The 19279-nt window shown below is 54.6% G+C and carries 14 protein-coding genes; 13 read left to right on the top strand and 1 reads right to left on the bottom strand.

Translation table 11 applies throughout. The annotated features are described in order from the left end of the window. Positions 1-54: 54 nt before the first annotated feature. From HY788_20795 to HY788_20745, 11 genes are all read left to right on the top strand, one after another. A complete protein-coding gene (locus tag HY788_20795; protein ID MBI4776581.1) occupies positions 55-1203 on the top strand; it encodes a flagellar basal body P-ring protein FlgI in 1149 nt (382 codons plus the stop codon). Between the two features lie 22 nt (positions 1204-1225). Continuing rightward, on the top strand, positions 1226-1585 hold the full coding sequence (locus tag HY788_20790) for a rod-binding protein (GenBank protein ID MBI4776580.1): 360 nt from the start codon (positions 1226-1228) through the stop codon (positions 1583-1585). 108 nt (positions 1586-1693) lie between these two features. Next, positions 1694-2008: a flagellar biosynthesis anti-sigma factor FlgM gene (gene flgM / locus HY788_20785; GenBank protein ID MBI4776579.1), complete on the top strand. Its 315-nt coding sequence runs from the start codon at positions 1694-1696 to the stop codon at positions 2006-2008. Positions 2009-2063: 55 nt separating this feature from the next. Further along, positions 2064-2567 (top strand): flagellar protein FlgN, encoded by a 504-nt coding sequence (locus HY788_20780; protein ID MBI4776578.1) that lies wholly within the window; start codon positions 2064-2066, stop codon positions 2565-2567. Positions 2568-2585: 18 nt separating this feature from the next. Next, positions 2586-4313 carry a flagellar hook-associated protein FlgK gene (gene flgK / locus HY788_20775; GenBank protein ID MBI4776577.1) on the top strand — a complete coding sequence of 576 codons (1728 nt, stop codon included), beginning with the start codon at positions 2586-2588 and terminating at the stop codon, positions 4311-4313. Positions 4314-4334: 21 nt separating this feature from the next. Beyond that, on the top strand, positions 4335-8612 hold the full coding sequence (gene flgL / locus HY788_20770; GenBank protein MBI4776576.1) for a flagellar hook-associated protein FlgL: 4278 nt from the start codon (positions 4335-4337) through the stop codon (positions 8610-8612). Between the two features lie 123 nt (positions 8613-8735). Beyond that, entirely contained in the window at positions 8736-8993 is a 258-nt protein-coding gene (gene csrA / locus HY788_20765) for a carbon storage regulator CsrA (protein ID MBI4776575.1), read from the top strand. Further along, entirely contained in the window at positions 8983-9405 is a 423-nt protein-coding gene (locus HY788_20760) for a flagellar assembly protein FliW (GenBank protein MBI4776574.1), read from the top strand. The genes csrA and HY788_20760 overlap by 11 nt, the downstream gene beginning before the upstream one ends. Before the next feature lie 10 nt (positions 9406-9415). Continuing rightward, on the top strand, positions 9416-10168 hold the full coding sequence (locus HY788_20755) for a LysM peptidoglycan-binding domain-containing protein (GenBank protein ID MBI4776573.1): 753 nt from the start codon (positions 9416-9418) through the stop codon (positions 10166-10168). A 368-nt stretch (positions 10169-10536) separates the two neighbouring features. Beyond that, positions 10537-11904, top strand: a complete 1368-nt coding sequence (locus tag HY788_20750) for a diguanylate cyclase (protein ID MBI4776572.1) — start codon at positions 10537-10539, stop codon at positions 11902-11904. Positions 11905-12111: 207 nt separating this feature from the next. Then, positions 12112-14691: a glycosyltransferase gene (locus HY788_20745; protein ID MBI4776571.1), complete on the top strand. Its 2580-nt coding sequence runs from the start codon at positions 12112-12114 to the stop codon at positions 14689-14691. Between the two features lie 170 nt (positions 14692-14861). Here the strand turns inward: HY788_20745 and HY788_20740 are convergent, their stop codons facing one another. Continuing rightward, entirely contained in the window at positions 14862-16202 is a 1341-nt protein-coding gene (locus HY788_20740) for a radical SAM protein (protein ID MBI4776570.1), read from the bottom strand. A gap of 576 nt (positions 16203-16778) precedes the next feature. Between HY788_20740 and HY788_20735 the strand changes: the two genes are divergently transcribed. Beyond that, positions 16779-17213: a MerR family transcriptional regulator gene (locus HY788_20735; protein MBI4776569.1), complete on the top strand. Its 435-nt coding sequence runs from the start codon at positions 16779-16781 to the stop codon at positions 17211-17213. Between the two features lie 103 nt (positions 17214-17316). Continuing rightward, positions 17317-19212, top strand: a complete 1896-nt coding sequence (locus HY788_20730; GenBank protein ID MBI4776568.1) for a tetratricopeptide repeat protein — start codon at positions 17317-17319, stop codon at positions 19210-19212. Positions 19213-19279 lie beyond the last annotated feature (67 nt).

The following is a 19279-nucleotide window of genomic DNA, read 5'->3' as shown; positions in this document are numbered from 1 at the left end:
GGGTCCTATTGCGGGCAAACCACGAGCCGTGAACAGGAAGGAACGTTGGTAGGCATGACGGGAGAAACGGGAAGAGCCTTTAATAAGCTTCGAGTGAAACGGGCGTTGACCGCCGCCTTCATAACAGGATGGTTCGTCCTTTTTCAGGCGCCTTGGGCATCTGCCAATGTCAGAATAAAGGACATTGCCAATTTTGAAGGTTTTCGTGCGAATCAGCTCATCGGATACGGCATCGTCGTCGGTTTGAACGGTACCGGGGACGGGACCCGCGCCGAATTCACAAAGCAGATCCTGTCGAACATGTTGTACAAATTGGGCGTGACCATTTCCCCCAGCGCGATTCGTGTGAAAAACACGGCAACGGTTATGGTCACGGCGGAACTTCCTCCCTTCGCCAAAGCGGGGACGCGTCTGGATGTTCTGGTCTCCTCTTTGGGAGATGCGAAGAGTCTGCAGGGAGGGACTCTGTTGTTGACTCCCCTTCGAGCTCCAAACCGAGAGATCTATGCGGTGGGCCAGGGGCCCGTGTCCGTGGGCGGGTTCGGAGCCGGGGGCGCAGGCGCCTCAGTCCAGCAGAATCATCTGACTGTGGGGACGGTGATCAATGGTGGGCTGGTCGAAAAGGATCTCCCGCTGTCGATCGCACATGCTAGAAAGGTTAGGCTTAACCTGTACAAAGCCGATTTCACCACAGCCTATCGAATGGCGGAAAGGATCAACGAACACTTCGGATCGGCGGTGGCGAAACCGATAGATGCGAGTGCGGTGAGTGTGGATGTTCCGGAAAGGGACCAGGCCGACGTGGTCGAGTTCCTCTACCAGGTCGAAAACGTGAACGTCAGGCCGGACGCCAAGGCCGTAGTCATTTTGAACGAGCGCACCGGCACTGTGGTGATGGGAGAAAACGTCCGGGTATCCACTGTGGCCGTTGCTCATGGAAATCTGAACATCGTGATCCGAGAGACCCCGGAGGTGTCCCAACCGGAGCCTTTTTCCGAAAGAGGCCGAACGGTGGTGGTTCCGAGGACGGATGTGTACGTGAACGAGGAAGAAAACAAATTGCTGCTTCTTCCGGAGGGAGTAACGATCGGAGAAGTGGTCCGGGCGCTGAACGCCATCGGCGTGTCGCCGAGAGACCTCATTTCGGTGCTCATGGCGATCAAGGAAGCCGGAGCATTACAGGCTGATTTAAGACTTTTGTAGGATACAGAGGGAAGACACGGGAATGGGGCATTTTGACTTTTTGTTGCACTTGAACCCTCAGACGGTTGAGGGCCCGAAAGCCGATAAAAAGGTGCTCAAACAAGCATGCGAAGAGTTCGAAGCCCTGTTTTGGGAACAATTGTTGAAAGGCATGAGGAAAACCATCCCCAAGAGCGAATTTTGGGGAAATCGGAGGGAAGAGGAGCTGTACACTTCGCTGTACGATCAGGGTTTATCGGTCGTGTTGAGTGAACGGGGAGGCTTGGGGCTGGCTGAGATGCTGATGAAACAGATGGAGCCGGCTGCCGAGCATTCATCGACGGGAACGGAGGGGGAGGAAGCAGCGGCTGACGGAACGCAGGCGGGAGAAGAACCGGAATGAGTTTCAAGAATCCTATGATTTTATTGATATCGCCTGCAAAACAGGCTAAAGTTCTGACATCTGCTGCCGATAAAATCGATGAATACTCCAAAGGAGGCGATCAATCTTATGCGGATTGATAAAACGACCAGCCAACAGGCGGAATTACTCAAGCAGATGAAAACCGCGGACACGGAGCGGGCTCAGGAGCAACAAAGTCATGAGCGCGCCGAGAAACCTTCGGGTGCGAGGGAGAGTGTAGAGATCTCCAGCCGAGCCCAGGAAATGAAAAGTGCCCGCGACGCTCTTGAGGCGCAGCCCGACGTACGAGCAGAGAAGGTGGAGCAAGTCAAGTCACGGATTGAGCAGGGAACCTACCAGGTAAACGGTAGTCAAATCGCCGAAAAAATCATTCGCGATTCCCTCTTCAACTTTATGGCTTAGTTGATTTGTCCATCGACCATCCTCTTCCCCTCCGTACCATCAGGAGGGGTTTGGTGTGGAAGATCTGATTTGCGATCTTTTCGGGATTTTAACCCGAGAAGCGGACTGCTACGAGACACTCGCCGATACCATTCGGGCGGAACGGACGTTCCTGACCCGTTTGGCGTCGGACGAACTCGGACTAAACAACGACTCAAAAAGTCGACTGATCGAAGACATCCGCAGGTTCGAAGCAGAGCGTCAAAGGATTGCCCTCGAACTAGCGGGAGCCCTGAAACTACCTTCCGAGTCGGCCAATCTTTCCAGCATAGCGGCAGTGGCCCCTCCCCCATGGAACCATCGTCTGAACGAGGTTCGCATCCGTTTACAGCATCTAACTCGAGCCGTTCTGTCAGCCAACGAGCAAAACCGTAGATTGGTCGAGCATTCCCGCCGTCACTTCAAGCGGTTTTTGCTGACGTTGATCCCGAACCGTAACGAGACCGAGACGTACAGATCGTCCGGTATCATGCGGAACATTCAACCGAATAGCGGAAGACTCGTTTCTAGAAACGCATAAACCCCGAGGGAGGGTGTCATGAATTTAAACTCATTGCTGGGACTGGCGGCCAACGCACTGCTACGTAACCAAGTGGCGCTGGGTGTCGCCGGCCACAACGTGGCCAACGTGAACACGGAAGGATACTCGCGTCAGAGAGTGGTGTTCACAAGTGAACGTCCATCGGAAGCCGCCTTCGGGCAACTGGGAAATGGTGTTAACATTCAGTCCATCCGGCGCCAAGTGGACACCTTTCTTTACCGTGAAACGAATCGGGAAAGCCAGTTTCAGTCTCGCTGGGAAGCCCAAAATCGGGTTCTCAACGAGGTGGAGACCATTCTTACCGAGAACGAAGAGTATGGGATTAACAAGTCCTTGAACGACTTCTGGAACGCATGGTCCGACCTTGCCAACGAGCCCGGCGGATACACCGAAAGAAACGCCGTGGTCTCCGCTGCGAACAAACTGGCCCAGGCCTTTGAATCCAGAAGCGACGCCCTCAACCAGACGAGGCGTTCCCTGGATGTTCAGATTCAGGGCGCCATAGCGGAAGTCAATAGTATAACGGAGCGAATACGAGAACTAAACAGCCTCATCCAATCCGCTGAAACGGGCCGGGACGTTGTGGCCAACGATTTGAGGGATAAGAGGGACCAACTCGTCGATGAGTTGGCCACGTATCTGGATATCGAGTATCTCGAGGAGTCCGGCCCCAGCGGGGAGCCCGTATTTCATGTCTTCTTGTCGGGCGGAAGTCCGTTGGTGTCGGGGCAACATAAATGGGATCTCTCAGCGGACGACCTGCTGTCGGAGTCGGAATTCCACGACATAAAATATATGGGTGGGAGCAATCAGGACAGCGTCATGCCGAATATTTCGAAGGGGAAGCTGGCTGCGTGGCTGACTCTGCGTGACGAGACCATTCCGGGAATCCTGGAAGACCTGGACCTGCTGGCCGCGAGCGTGGTCAATGAAGTCAACAAGCTGCACTATAGCGGATATGGACTCGACGGAACCAGCGGTAATCGGTTCTTCGAGATTCTCCCGCCCACCATACAGAGTGACGACCGGAACGCGGGCCATCTAACCCTCGAAGGCTCGGTATTTGACATAACTGCCCTGACCATGGACGATTATAGGATCGAGTTTATTTCGGGAACCGAGTTCAGGATTGTCAACGAACGGACGGGGGACGAACTCAAGGATCCCACGGGCGCGCCCGGTGATTATGTCTGGACCTATGCCAGCGGTATTCCGATCCGCTTCGACGGAATGCAGATCACCATAGCGGACGGCACCACTCCTCCGTTCAATCCGCCGTTGGTCCCTCAGCCCGGGGACACGTATCATATAAGCGGCTCGCAGGGTATGGCTTCCAAAATGGCGGTGGCCTCGGAAGTGGTGGCGAACACGGACAAGATCGCTGCAGGGGAATCTCCGGACGCGGGCGACAATAGTGTGGCGTTGCGTATCAACGAGTTGCAGATGGGCAACGTCATGAACGGAGGAACGGCTACCTTTGAAACCTATTTCGGGGAAATCGTAGGTCGCGTTGGGGTCATCAAACTGGAGGCCGAGACCAATGAACAACATTACAGCAGTATCGTGGAGCAGCTGGAAGTACTCAAATCTTCGGTTTCCGGAGTATCCCTGGACGAAGAGATGACCCAGATAATGAAGTTCCAATATGCCTTTCAAGCGAGCAGCAAGCTGATCACCGTAACGGATCAGCTCTTTCAGACTCTTCTGGATACACTCCGAAGGTAATCAGCGGGAGGATACCGGCTCATGCGAGTAACCCAAAACATGATTTACCAGTCCATACTTGGCGGCATCCTGAACAATCAAGAACGCCTGCTCGAATATCAAACCCAGGTGAGCACCGGAAAACAGGTGCTCAAGGCTTCGGACGGGCCGCTGGATATGGGGCGCATCCTGTCTTACAGGGAAGTGATTTCGAGGACCGAACAATATCCTCGAAACATAGTGCGTGCGGATTCCTGGTTGTCCACCACGGAGAGCGTGCTGCAGGAAGCGTCGAATCTGCTTCAGGGGGCCAAAACGTTGGCGGTCCAACAGGCCAATGGAACTCAAAGCGCGGAAAGCCGGCAGGCCGCTGTGACGGAGATAGAAGGTGTAATCGAGAGCTTGATTCGTCTGGGCAACACGCGAGTCGGCAATTCCTACATTTTCGGCGGCACCCGGACCGCATATGCGCCATTCAATGCCGACGGCACATACAACGGGAATGGCAAGAGCATACAGGCGGAAATAAACGACGGGGTTTTCCAGGCCTACAACCTCCCGGGAAGTGACTTCCTGGTGGCGGATCTGAACCCGGTCATCGCCGAGCCCCATAATAACACCGGGAAACTGGCGTATGCGTATAGTGGTATGGCCACGGGACAACAGGCGCAACTGAACAACTGGGTGTTATCCAACCCCGCCGATAATAGCACCTACGACATCACGATCACGCTGGATGACGGCGTGGATCACACGGTTTCTTATACCACCAGTGCTTCGGCAACCCAGGATGAACTCGGACGCGGCCTGGTGCGAGCCGTCCGGCACGACCTTGATCTCAACGACGCCGTCGACGCCACATACGAAGACGGTGTCTTCAGCCTCACGGCCAAAGCTTCGGACGAAACGGGCAATAGTTATAAGATGAGGACCGTCACCACGCCGTTCAGCACCAGTCACAGCCGGTTCTCCGGCGCCGTGGCTGAAGTCGATTCCGGATTTGTGTTTGACGATACCAACGACTCGCTGGTGTTCGTGGAAACGGGCTATGCGGCGGTGAACACCGTTTCGGCGGCGCTGGGGGACACCACGTACTCGATCAACTTCCAATTTGGGAATACGGAAGAAACCATAACCGTGAACTATGGCGTTCCCCCTACCCAGGACGCGTTGGGGGCCGATCTGGCGGACGCCGTCAATGGAAATACGGTGCTTTCGCAATGGCTCACAGCGCGTTACGACGCGACCACCGATGAACTGACGGTAGCGGCCAAAGCGGGCGTGCCGGGTTCGGATACGTTCACCGCCACGGAGACGGCCGGTACGGCGTTCGATCAAACGCAGGTGGAATCAACGTTTAACCGGAAGGATTTTACCGTCACGGCGGATCTCCTGGCGGACAGTGATGCGGTTCGAGGAGTCGTGTACGACGGAAAAGAGGTGGCGCGTTTTGTTGCACAGGCGATGGAAGCCAAGAGCGCGGCTTCCGGATTCTCGTTTGAGTACAGCGTGGAGTACGACTTTATCGACGATCAGGAGACACTGAACCGGTTCACCATAACGAACAATCAGTCGAACAACTCCGACATGCAATTGCTGTGGACGGCCAGCGAGATCAGGGAGACGCTCGCATTTGCGAATCGGGATCCGAATCCGTTGAACGCCGGCGATGTGGTCACCAGCGAGGAAGAGGTCGAATTCACGATACTTAGCGGTGTCAACGACCGGTTCCGGATCAACGTGGACGGCGGGGGGGTTACGGAGATCACTCTGGCCGCCGGTGCATATACCGCTGAAGAGCTGGCCGATCACATGCAGTCCAGGATCAACGCGGCCACCAACGCCGTGAAAGTCGATTATTCCGAAAGCCGGGGGGGCCAGTTTGCCATTACTTCCCAAAGCTCGGGCATGACGTCCACCATTCGACTGATGGCCGGTGAGGGCCCTGAGAGGCAAAGCGATTTCTTGAGAACGATCGGGTTTTCCACTGAAGCCGGAATTACGATCGCAGGAAGCGGGCCGGGGAGTTTGGATTCGACGACACTGCTGAATCTGGATTCCATCCTGAATCCGTCGAATCACCAAATCGATCTCACACTCCAGGCGGGCGGAACCTGGGCCATTGCCGACAACGGCGGTTTTCCGTCCCTATCCGTAACTTCATCCAATGCTTCCAGTATCGAGTTGGATTTCGATGGCGACCTGGTGGGGGATCTGCACCTGGACGTTTCGGGATGGGCGGCCGGACAGACGCTGTCTCTCGATCTGGCGCGCGAGTATCGGGAAAATTCCTACTATGACGACGGTACGGACTCCGTTTTTGTAAAGGATCTGAATGGGGGAGCGGGTATTCGTATGGAAGCCCCGCCGCAATACGTGGTGGATGCCTTCAACAACTCGATCAGCTACAACAGCGATCTGGGAGGAGGAGTCCTTGCCATCCCTTCCGGGACCTACACCGGCGAGGAGTTGGCGGCCGTGATAGAACAGGAATTCAATAACGCGACAGCGTCCATGGACTTTTCGGTTAACTACTCCGACGGACGATTCAGCATAGCGAAGCGCGGAGGCTCCCTCGACCTAGATTGGGCGGATCCGGCCTCAACCGCTCTGGGACTGTTGGGTTTCAGACCGTATGCTACATCCGGAGCCCTTTCGTACACGAGTGACTACGCCGTACAAACTTACCACGTCAGCGCGATGGATCGAGCCGGAAACCTGGCCCGGATCGATATGGCGCCTTTCGAAGTGATCGGGGGCGGCGCAAACCGGAACAACATCATTCGATTCAATGACGGAGGGGTGGCGCAGGTGGAAATACCGCCGGGTTTCTATGACGGGGCCCAGCTGGCGCAGGCGATTGAAAGCCGGATGGAGGCGGAATCCCTGGCTTCCGGCGGCGGTCATGACTACACCGTGGAGTTCCGGGATGGAACCTTCACATTTATCAATGAAGACGGAGCGCCGCCGGTAACGCTCGATTGGACCGTGGCGGGGAACGCTTCGGATCTTCTGGGATTCGTCAATGGTTCGACGCTGGTGGGCGAAGTGTCCTACACCAGTCAATTTGTCATCCCGGATCTTACGGTGCATGATTTCGTAGAGCGCATGAACGCGGGTTTTGCTTCGGCCGGAGTGAACATCACGGTGCTGATGAACGGGGAAGGCAACGGTCTCGAGCTGATCGACACCAACGACCCGAGGGATCGCGTGACGAACATGCGGGTTTTCATGTCGGATACGGCGCGGGATCTGGGAATCTACAAAGAGGATCGCCTGATTACGATCGATGACAACATCAATACCGTCTATTTCAGCATACCTTCGGCAGCGTCCGGGACGACCTACCAGGCGACGCTGACTCCGGGGACGTATAACGGCAATCAGATGGCGAAAGCGTTGAAAAACGTCCTCGAGCAGGCTTTGGACATTACGGATCCCACGAACGAGACCACTGCCACGTTCCAGGTGGATTACTCGCCGGATAGGGGCGTGTTCGCCATAACCCCATCCACGGAGATGGAAATCCATTGGGTTACGAGCCCGCTGCCCGCCGGCGCCGGGTCATCCGCGGCATCCGTTCTGGGCATTACAACCGATTGGGTGTTTTCCGGAGCCGGTCCGTTTTCGCCCCAATACTCGGACGAAACCGCAGGGGCGGAGGGTATGCCGAGCAGTATTACGGGCACGGACCTCAATCCTCTGCTGAAGGCGTACACCGGGGTCGGAGACCTTTACGGTGGAGCAGGCGTGGATCCGGGTAAGATAGAAATCGTCAACGGCTCCAAACGGGTTGAAGTGGATCTGGAAGGCGTCCGGAACATGCGTGAACTGATGGCCCGAATCAATTCGGCCGACGTTGAAGTGCGATCGAAATTCAATAAGAATTCAACGGCGCTCAAACTGGAATCACTGATTGACGGCGCCGTACCCGTGGTGTTAAGCGTAGATGACGATACTGCGCAACTCCTGGGCCTTTCGGCCGGTCGGGACATATTGGATACCCTGTATGATTTCAAACAGGCTCTGATGAATAACGATTCCGAATCGCTCGAGAACGTAGCCGCAAACCTGCAGGCAGGCATGGACCGGTTTTCGGAGCATTTGGTGGAATCAGGAGCGAGACTCCAGATCGTCGATCAAACACAGCAGTACATCGAGCAGTATAGTCTGGAACTCAAAGGACTGCTGTCGGAAGCGGAAGACGTAGACATCACGGAGGCTATAACGCGTTTGCTCAACCAGGAACAAGCGGTTCAGGCGACGTTGCAGTCTGCTTCACGTCTGGTATCTCTCAGTCTGTTGGACTTCTTGGATTAGCAGGCGATTAGACGTTACGTCCGGTGGTTTGGCGGGAACCGTTGGAGAGGATCGGTTGACTGAATATTCGGCAGGATTTTAGAGCGAAACCATGTACAGGGCCTGAAGCCACGGAGGGCGAACGTGCTCGTACTTACCCGGAAAGAGGGCCAGACGATCACCATTGGAGATGATATCCGCATCACGATCATGGAGATCAAAAGCGGACAGGTCAAACTGGGTATCGATGCACCCAAAAGCGTATCCATATATCGGGAAGAGATCTATCTGAAGGTAAGGCAAGAGAACATCCTAGCGGCCAAGGCCGGAGTTCCGGATTTGCAGCGAGTCACAGAGGCCTGGCTGAAGCGCAGCCCCGGAAAAGATGACCATGAAAGTTAGCACGACCCGTTTTGGTGACCTAGACGTCGAAGAGACGGCCATAATGTCGGTGAAAGAGGGCATTCTCGGATTTTCCGGTTTTGAGCGGTATTTCTTTCTCGAATCGGACAAATCGAGTCCGTTTAAGTGGCTCCAGTCCGCTGAAGACCCGGAATTGGCCTTTGTGGTCGTTGATCCACGGTCCATAGAACCGGATTACAGGATCGCTTTGGAGCCGGAAGACGCCGCGGCGATTTCTATCGAAAACGTGGAGGATTGTGTGGTGTACTGTATTGTCACCGTGGGGCAGGATCCTTCCCGGATTACAGCGAATCTCGCGGGTCCCATACTGATCAACACGAAAATCAACGTGGCAAAACAGCTGGTTTTGACGGATTCGGATTATTCGACCCGTCACAGATTCCTGGGATAGAGACGCGGTTATGGTCGAGTACGTTGTCCAGAAGCACGACACCATTACGGCCATTAAAGAGCGGTTTAACGTAACGTGGAAGCAAATTCAACGTCAGAATCCTCACGCCGTGGGGAAATTGGGGGAGTCGGGGCGCTGGTTTCTGAAAGAGGGGGCCGGACTGACATTTGAAGACGAGGCCTCCGGAACGGATGCGGCCACATTTCAGGACCAACTGAAACTCTCGAGTCAACGCCTGGTACATACAGTTTGCTCGGGTGATACGCTCTGGGGGTTATCCAAGGCTTACGGAGTGGATGTGAAGGCCATTGCGGATTTGAACGGCCTGGAGAATCCCGACCTGATTCAGGTAGGACAGAGCCTGTCTATTCCCGAAATCCAGAGCTCCAAGCCAGAAAAAGACACGGAAACCCGGCAATCGCTTTCTTCCGAGTCCACCGCCTTGAAAGCCGGTGAAGAAAACGCTGATTCGCCGGACGCCCGCTCCGTGGAAAAGGAATGTCTCGACGCCCTTGCCCGGGACAGTATGCCCATGCCGCTGTATACCGGCGAGCTGAGCATCCCGGAATATGGGCCGACAGACTCGATCTCCGCTGAAAACGCAGTGGCGGACGGTCTGACCCTGAACGTTGTTGAGACGAATGCGGCAGTAGCATCTACGGCGCCGGGTGCTCCTGTGGAGGTCGGAAACGAGATGCTCCACCGTTTTCAGATACGGTCGGTCCTGATTCAGTTCGGCTTTCCGTCGCCTCCCACCGATTAGATGGTTCGAACCGGAACCAAATTCGCATCCAGTATCGACCTACCCAAGATACGAAGTTTTTTTTGGGATTGGACCTTGACCGCTATCGGAAGTCCGCCTACGTGGACAAAGAGAGCGATCCCGATCTCTCCGTCCTCGTGGGGATTTCACTGGATTTCTGACAGTGTTTCCGGGTTACTCATGGCGACTCAGCCGCTGCCGGCCGGTTCGTACATGACCGGTCGATGGGGATCGGACTCTTCACCAACCGCCATTCTCTCGTCTTAACTGTCCGCCCCCGTAGTTCTCCGGGTTTCCGGCGCAGCTGAAATCGCCATCATGTTCACCGAAGGGCCGAGGCTAGAATTTCCTTCGCAGAGAAACGGACTATGGATTCTGAAAATTTGAGAGACGATCTTCCGGAAAAGGATCGCGGAATCCTTAAAAGCGCGGTGTCTCTGATTCCGGGAGAAACCTTGGTGAGTGACGCTGCGCGAAATCACATGAGCGAGCTTAAACGGGAACTGAATCAGGACCGACCGTATCTGAAAACGGTGGAGCATCTCGTTTCCGACCTGCGGGAAAGCGTGTTTCAGCAGGAGGTGCAGAAAGAGCCCCCTGAAAAAACGACGGGAGGATTCGGTCTTTCGATCGAGGAGGTTGAAAACAGATATCTGGAACTCATGGCCGAGTTGCTGATACAGGTCTGCGGCCAATTCGCTCTGTATTGGCCGGGTGAACTCAGGAACAAGGCCGGCGGAGTGGCGACACAGATCAGGCAAAAGTTTGATCAGGACGTCTACTACAAGTATCTAGAGAACATTTTTTCTCTTTTTGCGTCGTTGCGCGAGCACGTCGATATCGAAAATCGCTCTCGAAATGAATTGATAAAGAGCATTACGTTCCAGCTCCTGAAGTTCGAGGAGGAATTCCTGAGCAGTGTCGGCGGCGCGGATGAAGCCGAACGGGCCCAGGGGGAACAAGCTTTTCAGGAACGTATGCGAGAGGACATCGTCCAGATCGAAACCGCTTTTCGCCTCAATCTGGACCTCAACCATATCCAGCAACGGGTCATGCAGAAAATAAACGACATCAGGGCGGCCCTTACCGAGAAGAGGAAAACGGAAGACGATCGATCCCGGAAGATGGCAGTGAGGATGGAAAAACTGCAGAAGAAACTGGAGGCGACCAAAGAAAAATTTCAGCGAGTAAAGGCGCAATCCAAGAAGGCTGAGGAAGAAGCCAAGCTGTTTAAACTTCGCTCCATGGTGGATCCCCTGACAAAAGCGTTCAACCGCGGAGCGATTGACAAAATGCTCGAAACGTTGATGGCTCAGGACAACGCATCGGCCGTCATGATGATATTTGACATAGATCACTTCAAACGCATCAACGATACCCACGGGCACAAGACCGGCGATCGAGTACTGCAAAAGGTGGTTGAGATTGCCCGTTCCAGCATACGGAAAGATGACTTTCTCGGCCGGCTGGGAGGGGACGAGTTCCTCATTCTGTTTAAAGATATGCCTGAAGAGAAGGCCCGGAAGTTGGGTCGCGAGATTGTCGCCGCGGTGGGGTCGAAGCCTTTCAAGCTTCACAAAGACGCGGACACCTACGTGGAAGTGTCGCTGAGCCTGGGGTTGGCTTCTTTGAAAGCCGCCGATACCGCTGCATCGTTTTTCGAGCGAGCCGATCAGGCGTTGTATAGAGCCAAAACAGGAGGCAGGAACAGAATGGTGGCGGAAGATGACCGGTAGTGCATCCCCTTCCCATCGGGAAGTCCGTCATCGGGCACCTGTCCGGATGCGCCCTTAAAGGCCAAAGAGGATTTTTTTCGGCGTCAACAAAGGAAACCTGGAACGTCGGAAGTATGGCTCCATCCAGATCCCGGACCCTTTTCAATCTCCAAGTGTCGGGCGACCGCGTCCCAATTCCCCTATCTGTAAGATGAGTTCGGTTGTTCTATGAGATTTGCACTCCTGAGAACCTCGGACGACTTCATTATTTCCGAACTTTCCCGATCCATACGTTTGCGGAACCATGACCTGAAAGAGATCCACCTGGACACGCGAAAGCAGGAGGGCGACGAGTGGGTTCTGTACGACTACAAGCGCGTGCTGAAGGAACTGATCGAGTTCAAGCCCGATGCGGCTTTGTCCTTGAATCATCGAGGGCTGAACGATCCTTTGGGAAGGCTTGCCCGCGTATTGGCCCTCCTCAAGATCCCCACTCTATCCTGGCATCTGGACAGCCCGTTCTGGAATTTGGACCCTATCCGCCGTACGGACAACCCCTACCAGACGATCTTCTGCTTTGACCAGGCCTACATACAGCCATTGAAGGAGCATCTCGAGGCGTCCTCCGTGGTCTACCTGCCCAACGCCACGGACCCGGACCTTTTTCGCCCTGCGCCGGAAGCTAAACGAGACCAGCAGGACGTGACCTTCGTGGGTAGTCTGTGTTTGGGTTCATTTCGCTCCTTATCCCGCAAGACATTGGACATCGGGGAGGGCCGGCTTCCTCAACTGATCCGTTTTTTCGAGGAGGCTGAGCGGAAATCCTGGGATCCGGAAGAGATGGTCGTCGAGGCGCGAAAAAAGCTGAGCGGAGCTACGGAAAGTGTGGATCGGGACGCCTTGTGCCGCCTCGCTGACGAGTATCGGGCATACCGGTACCGGGCGGGCATGATCGCGCAGGTAATGGATTTCGACCTGACGTTGTATGGGGACGAGGACTGGCTCGAGTTGGTTCGGCCCGAACAATTCGGTGGAAGGGCGCAATATTACGGAGACCTGCCGGGCATCTACGGAACTTCGGCGATCAACTTGAATCTTTCCCGACCTCAGGTTCGAACCGGACTGAATCAGCGGTTTTTCGACGTACCGGCAGCGGAAGGTTTTCTCTTGACGGATTTCCGCGAAGACATCCTTGATTTGTTCGAGGAAGGCGAAGAAATCGCCGTCTTCCGTTCCGGGCCGGAATTGAAGGACATGGTTCGGAGGTTTCTTGGCGATGCTCGCCGGAGAAGGCAGATGGCCGGCCGCGCCCGACGGAAGGTATTGGACCGGCATACGTACGTGCATCGAGTGGACGCCATATCCGCTTATCTTCAAGCCCTTCGGCCGTTGTTGGCGAAAATGGACTTTTTTTTCCTGCAGCGCTTCTGGGGAACGGACCCGGGATTTGTCGAATCCTGTCGCCTTCTGGGGCAGGTTCTCTTTTCCATGGGAGATCACAGGGGTGGCCGGTTTTTGTACGAGCGGTTGGCCGAAATGGGAGTAGGCGACGGAGAAATCCGGGTGAGGCTGGGGGCGCTGGCCTCGAGTGTCGGGAATACGAAAGAAAGCGAGGAGCACATTCGGAAGGCGCTGGAACTGAACCGCGATGATGCTGCGGCCCATTCCGTTGCCGCGGTCAACGCCCAAAAACAGGGAAAACCGGCATTAGCTCTGCGTCATTTCCGGCGTTCCATCGATTTGGGAAACCGGGACCCCAATGTGCTGGAACGGGCTGTCTCGCTTCGAGACCAACTGCAGGTTCCGTTTCCAACGGACTCTCGAAAACCGGCCATAGCCATCCTCCTCGAGAGCGCCAACCAGCCGTTCGGGGGCGTACGAGTTCTGTTGGAATACGCCCATCGGTTGGCCGGAAAGAAGTACCCCGTATTCCTGCTTGCGTGGCAACCGCAATATTCGGACTGGTTCGAACTTGGGGCGCCCGTGATCGGACCCGAGCGGTGGGATGAAGTTCTGAACCGGGTCCAGGTGGCCGTGTTCAGCCAACACCGGCTGATCGGCGGGATACCCGTTCGCGATGGCCTCAGGCGAGTATTTCTGGCCCAGCATTTCTTCAGCGATCCAAACGAGGAAACGGATTCGGAACGGACCTACAGGGACGGATCCATGGAGCTGATCGCCGTATCGTCACATGTGCAAAGAGCCGTCATGGAGCGTTTCGGGAGGTCGGTGCGGCTCGTTCACAGCGGCATCGATCGCCGGGTTTTCCACCCGACACCGGATTTGAGGCGGCCGACGGATCCCCTTCGCATGCTGTACTGCTATTCCTCGCATCCTTTGAAAGGCGGAGCATCCGGATTGGAGACCCTGAAACGCGTGAAAAGCCGATTTCCGGAAGTGAGGATCGCGCTTTTCGGTATGGGGCCGCGGCCCGAGTTTGACCTCGAGTTTCTCTATTACCGCAACCCGGAGCAGGACGAACTGGCCCGGCTGTACGCGTCTTCCCACATCTTCCTTTCCACCTCCAAAGAGGAGGGGTTCGGGCTCACGGGACTCGAGGCCATGGCGTGCGCTTCGGCCCTGGTGAGCACGCGCAACGGAGGCAATGAAGACTACTGTTGGGACGGAGAAAACGCCCTTCTCTGTACCTACGGAGATGTTTCCGAATTGTCGGGAGCTGTCGAACGATTGCTCGAAGACGCGGACTTGCGTTCCCGGCTGGTCGAATGCGGGCTCGAAACCGCGGCCCGATTCGACTGGGAGGACAGCGTGGTTCGGTTCGAGGAGATGATAGTCAAGGGCGCATAAAGAGCGACACCCGTGGCTGATCGCAGTTCAAAAATCGACGGTTCCGGCGTGCAACGGTCCTGCTGACCATCCTATCCCGGCCGACGGGTCGCGCTGTGTGGGTGGAGCCGTTTCGGGGTTCAAGGGAACGCCGGCCGTGTGTTGTAAGGATCCAACAATGGCGCCGCGCTCTACGATCTATTTGCCGCTCTGTGTCTTTCCATCTCATTAACCCTGGAACTGAGCTTTCGCGCCGCTTCCTGCAGCTGACCCGTATCGAGATAGTTCGTCTTGCTGACGATCGTATTCTTGTTCCGATCCTGCCAGTCGGAAAACCTATTCCTTCTTTCCAGGATGCCTTCCTGAATGAGCAGCTTCTCCACCGGCAGACCGGAATAGGGTATGAGTTTGCTGAGGGACACCCTCTTGCAGTGTGTATCGGATCCAAGCCGGGTCACCTGATGTCTCAGCTCTTCATGGTATGCGCCGTCTTCCCAGGGGAAACCTATGATGTAGGCGAGAATGAAATTCAGATCCGCTTCTTTCGTGATTTCCAATGCGTTGCGGATGTGATCGTCTTCGATGGGTTTCGCGATTCTTCTGCGTGTTTCCTCGGTGGCGCACTCGATACCGAAATATAGTGAGGTAAGGCCCGTTGCCTTAAGGTTTTTCAACAATCCGATGTCATTGACAAATTCCGCCCTGGCTCCCGTGCCCCAACCGATTTTGACTCCCTTGGATAGAATCAAAGAGGAAAAGGATTCGAGAAAAGCCGGTTCTCTGAAGGACTCGAGAATCGTCGTTCCGGTCGCTTCATAGCCCAGAAGCCGCTGAATCAATAGGAACTCGTCGAGCACGGTGTCCGGGTCCCGATACCTCGATTGCGTATGCCTCAAGGGACAGAAGATACAGTCTCCCGCACATCCCCTTTGGATCAGGACGCCTACTTTGTTGAAACTGCCCTCGGGGTACTGTTTGAGAAACAAAGCCAAATCCGGTCCGAAATAAGGTAAATGAGACAGGTCGTCGCAAAACGGCCGCTTTCCTCCGGACCTGGGAACTCCATCCAGATCACGGAACGCGATTCCCGATTGCTCCCCAAAACCATCGGTGCAGCGAGGGGCTCCATGATCGAGGATAACGCCTGCCGAAATCTCCTTTTCATTCGGCAACACTGCATAATCGATGTCCGGACACTCGACCATGGCCTCGAGTTCAAAGTCGACCAATGATTCGTACATGACGAGAATAGTTGTCGAATTCGGGAACTGTCTTTTGAAAGCTTGAAAGACCGGAGCGGACCATTGCCTGAAACCGTTCCAGGGCGTGTAGACCATCAGGGCGTCCGGAACCTTTGGAAAAGAGAGATTCAAATCGTCCCCATAGATGTGTACGGTTGGACGATGGCCGAGTTTTCGCAGATAGGCGGACATGACCAGAGCCGCCGTGGGAGCCTGCTTCTCGGCCGGATTCACGCAGCATTCATCTATATACCAGCCTTGGGGAACAAGGATCAGAACGTCACGTCCCATAATATCTCCTGCATATCCGAGTAGGAAATTACAGAATTGTCCAGTTGTCCTCAACTTCCGTCCGCGGGCACGCATGGCCGTTGTTTGCGTGGACATCTTTCATGTCCTGTATTCGAAGAGAATATCATGCTTGGCGGTGCAAAAGGCATGCCTCGATCGATTCCTGGTATTACTGCGTTCCCTGGAACGGCCCGGCTTGCGCAAATCCCCTCTTTGAGGGCGGTTCGGAGGGTCAAACGTCGTCTCCGGCGGTTCTTCCCGGAAACCCGCCCGTGGAACAGAGCGGAGGATTCGGGCTCCGGAAAAATCGTGCAGGCTCCTGGATGCGTCCATCCCTTTTGGAAGGCCGCCTCTCCGGGATGGACTCGAAAAATGGAGGGCGAGAGGCCCTTTTTGCCTAGCTTAAAGTGGAGATTTGGGCATTTTGTTCCTTCGTTTCAGAAGGGCTATAACGGGTAACACATTGAACATACCTCTATTTTGATCGAGCGCCACCTGGCATGACTGTTGCTAAAGTTAAACCTAAAGCTAATGTTCAATTATGCCGATCCACCTAATGCTATGCGGAGAAATGATTTGTTCACCATAAAGCAGGTCAGCGAGATGACGGACACTCCTCCGCACACGCTACGATTTTGGGAGAAGGAATTCGAAGGAATTTTGACACCCATGCGAACCAAGGGAGGGCAACGGCGGTACGGCAGCGAAGAAATCTCGGTCATTGGAAGAATCAAGGAATTGAAGGATCAGGGAATTTCCTTGGATCGCATCAAGAGATCGCTATCCTCCGAGGGGGCCGGGGTGGGTTCCTCTGTCTCGCATGTCCTCGAGGATCTTGTCGATCGTTTGACGGAGATCATAAGGACCGAGATCTACGAGAGCTTCAGGAAGTTGAACGGAAGACCGAGCGAACATATCGATCGGGTTCCCGCGACGGCCGACGCGGAACGAGAGACGGATGCCGGGGCCGACTCGGAAGCCTCGACCCCGATGCCGAAGGCCGATGGATAAAGCTTAAGAATTTTAAGGAAAGCCGGCGAAAAATCTCCAATGGCTTGTTTAAACAAAGAAAAAACACTTATGACAACACTCACGAGTATTTAATGGTTAAACGATGACGTACGACCATCAGATTGATCGGGCTGAAGAGCTTTTCAACAGAGGCCATGTGGATGAAGCCGGAGAGATTTTCAAACTCCTGATTCAGCTCGACCCGGACAATGTCAGGGCATTGAACAATTACGGAGTCGTGCTCTTCCGGCAAGGAGACCTCAAAAGAGCGGAAGAATTCTTTCTGCAGGCCGTTGCCCGGACCAGGGATCACCAGGGCGCCATTGCGAATCTTGCGGATGTGTATCGCGCCTCCGGCCGCCATGAGGAGGCGGATCGAATTCTGAGAGAAAATTATGATGCCTTTTCTGACGTACTCAGGCCATCCCTACAGGGTAAGCCCTGTGAGCATACTCCTTCCGGCGCTTCGCCGAACGTGTTTGGAAGTTCCGAGCCGGCTCATACGGATTCGGAGTCTCGGTTAGGGTTGATCCAGGACGCATGTGTTGAAAAAGAGAGCGTGGCGATGCGTCAAGATAGCGAAAAGCCGGTTTTAAACTTGGATGAAGAAGACGGCGAGAGGAGACCAGAGCCGGCAGCGCCTCCTGTCGAAAAACCGGGAGGGCCTCACCAAGAGTGGTCGGCTACCTCCAAAGATACCGGCGCACGTTTCGTACGGGACCATTGCGGGTCTGTCACCGTCGACGAGGATGTCTCCAGAAAAACCGAAGATAAGATTCTGACCGAGCGTCTCGATATTCTATCGGACAAAAAGATATTGCATGCGCCTTTTGAAATTGCGGGCAATATGGCGCGCATCTGCCGTTTTCTTCGCCGATACGGACTGGACGCCACGGATGTCAACTATCACGATACGTGGCTGAAGTACGAATGTTCCGTGAATTTGAAGGTGAACGAACTACCGGAGAAAGAGCAATTTCGTGTAATAGACAGTTTTGCCAGAGAGGCGATAGAAAAGTACGACATTTTTCATTTCCATTTCGGTCGATCCCTTTATCCGGATTACAGAGACCTGGAGATACTGAAATCGAAAGGAAAGAAGATTCTTTTCTCGTTCTGGGGAAGTGAGCAGCGTGGACCGGAATGGATTCTGTATCACCAGGCCCGATTTCTGGGGCACAAGCCGCCAAAGCCGTACTACCTCACATTGGAGCACTATCGACTGCACAAGCTGATTAACCGGTACGCGGACGTGATGTTCGGACTGACGTGTATCCCCCGAGGCCTCTTTCTAGGCGGACTGATCGACATGGCGGAGTGGGATCCGCCTGAGAAAATAAGGATAGCGGGGCAATTTCCCGTGAAGAAAGACCCTGATAAAACGTACTTCCTCCACGCGGCCACGACGAACTGGAAGAAAGGATCCTATGTAATCAATCGGCTTATCGAAGAATGCAAGGCAGAGGGAATGCCGATTGAAATACTGACTGTGAGTGGTTTGCCGCCCCAAGAAGCCAAGCGGATTTACGCCCACGCCGACTATGCCCTCGAACAGGTTGCCGTGGGCGGCTTCGGCTTGTTCGGCCTGGAAATGATGAGCTGGGAGATACCGATTCTGGTTTACCAGAGCGACCTGATGGATCGCCTGCGCGGCTATCCACCCGTGCTCCGGATTACGAAGCAGAACTTCAAGAGCCAAGTGGAAGCGGCTATTCGGATGAAAAGAAACGGGGGTAGAGAAAAGATCGCCCGAGAAAGCCGCAAGTGGGTTGCAGAACGGGCAGATATGTCGCTTTGGATCGAGAAATACATCGAGGTTTATGCAAACCTGTCCGCCTCCAAGCCGGTGAAACAGTTTATCAATTTGAGCTGGTATGAGCAGGAACATCTACTACAAAGTGGATCTAAATCCGACTTCTATCGATACATGATAGAACATGATGTTTTCAAAGAGCTTGGTATGGATGTGCCCAAGTACGACAGAAGAATATATAATTGACCGAAGTTCCTGCTATCTGACTTTTGTATCATAGCTTAATGTGTACGAATAACATAATTTATTCTAT

Source organism: Deltaproteobacteria bacterium (assembly GCA_016208165.1).
GTDB lineage: Bacteria > Desulfobacterota > Desulfarculia > JACQYL01 > JACQYL01 > JACQYL01.
Note: the sequence above shows the minus strand (reverse complement) of the source record. Positions and strands in the feature narration are given on the sequence as shown.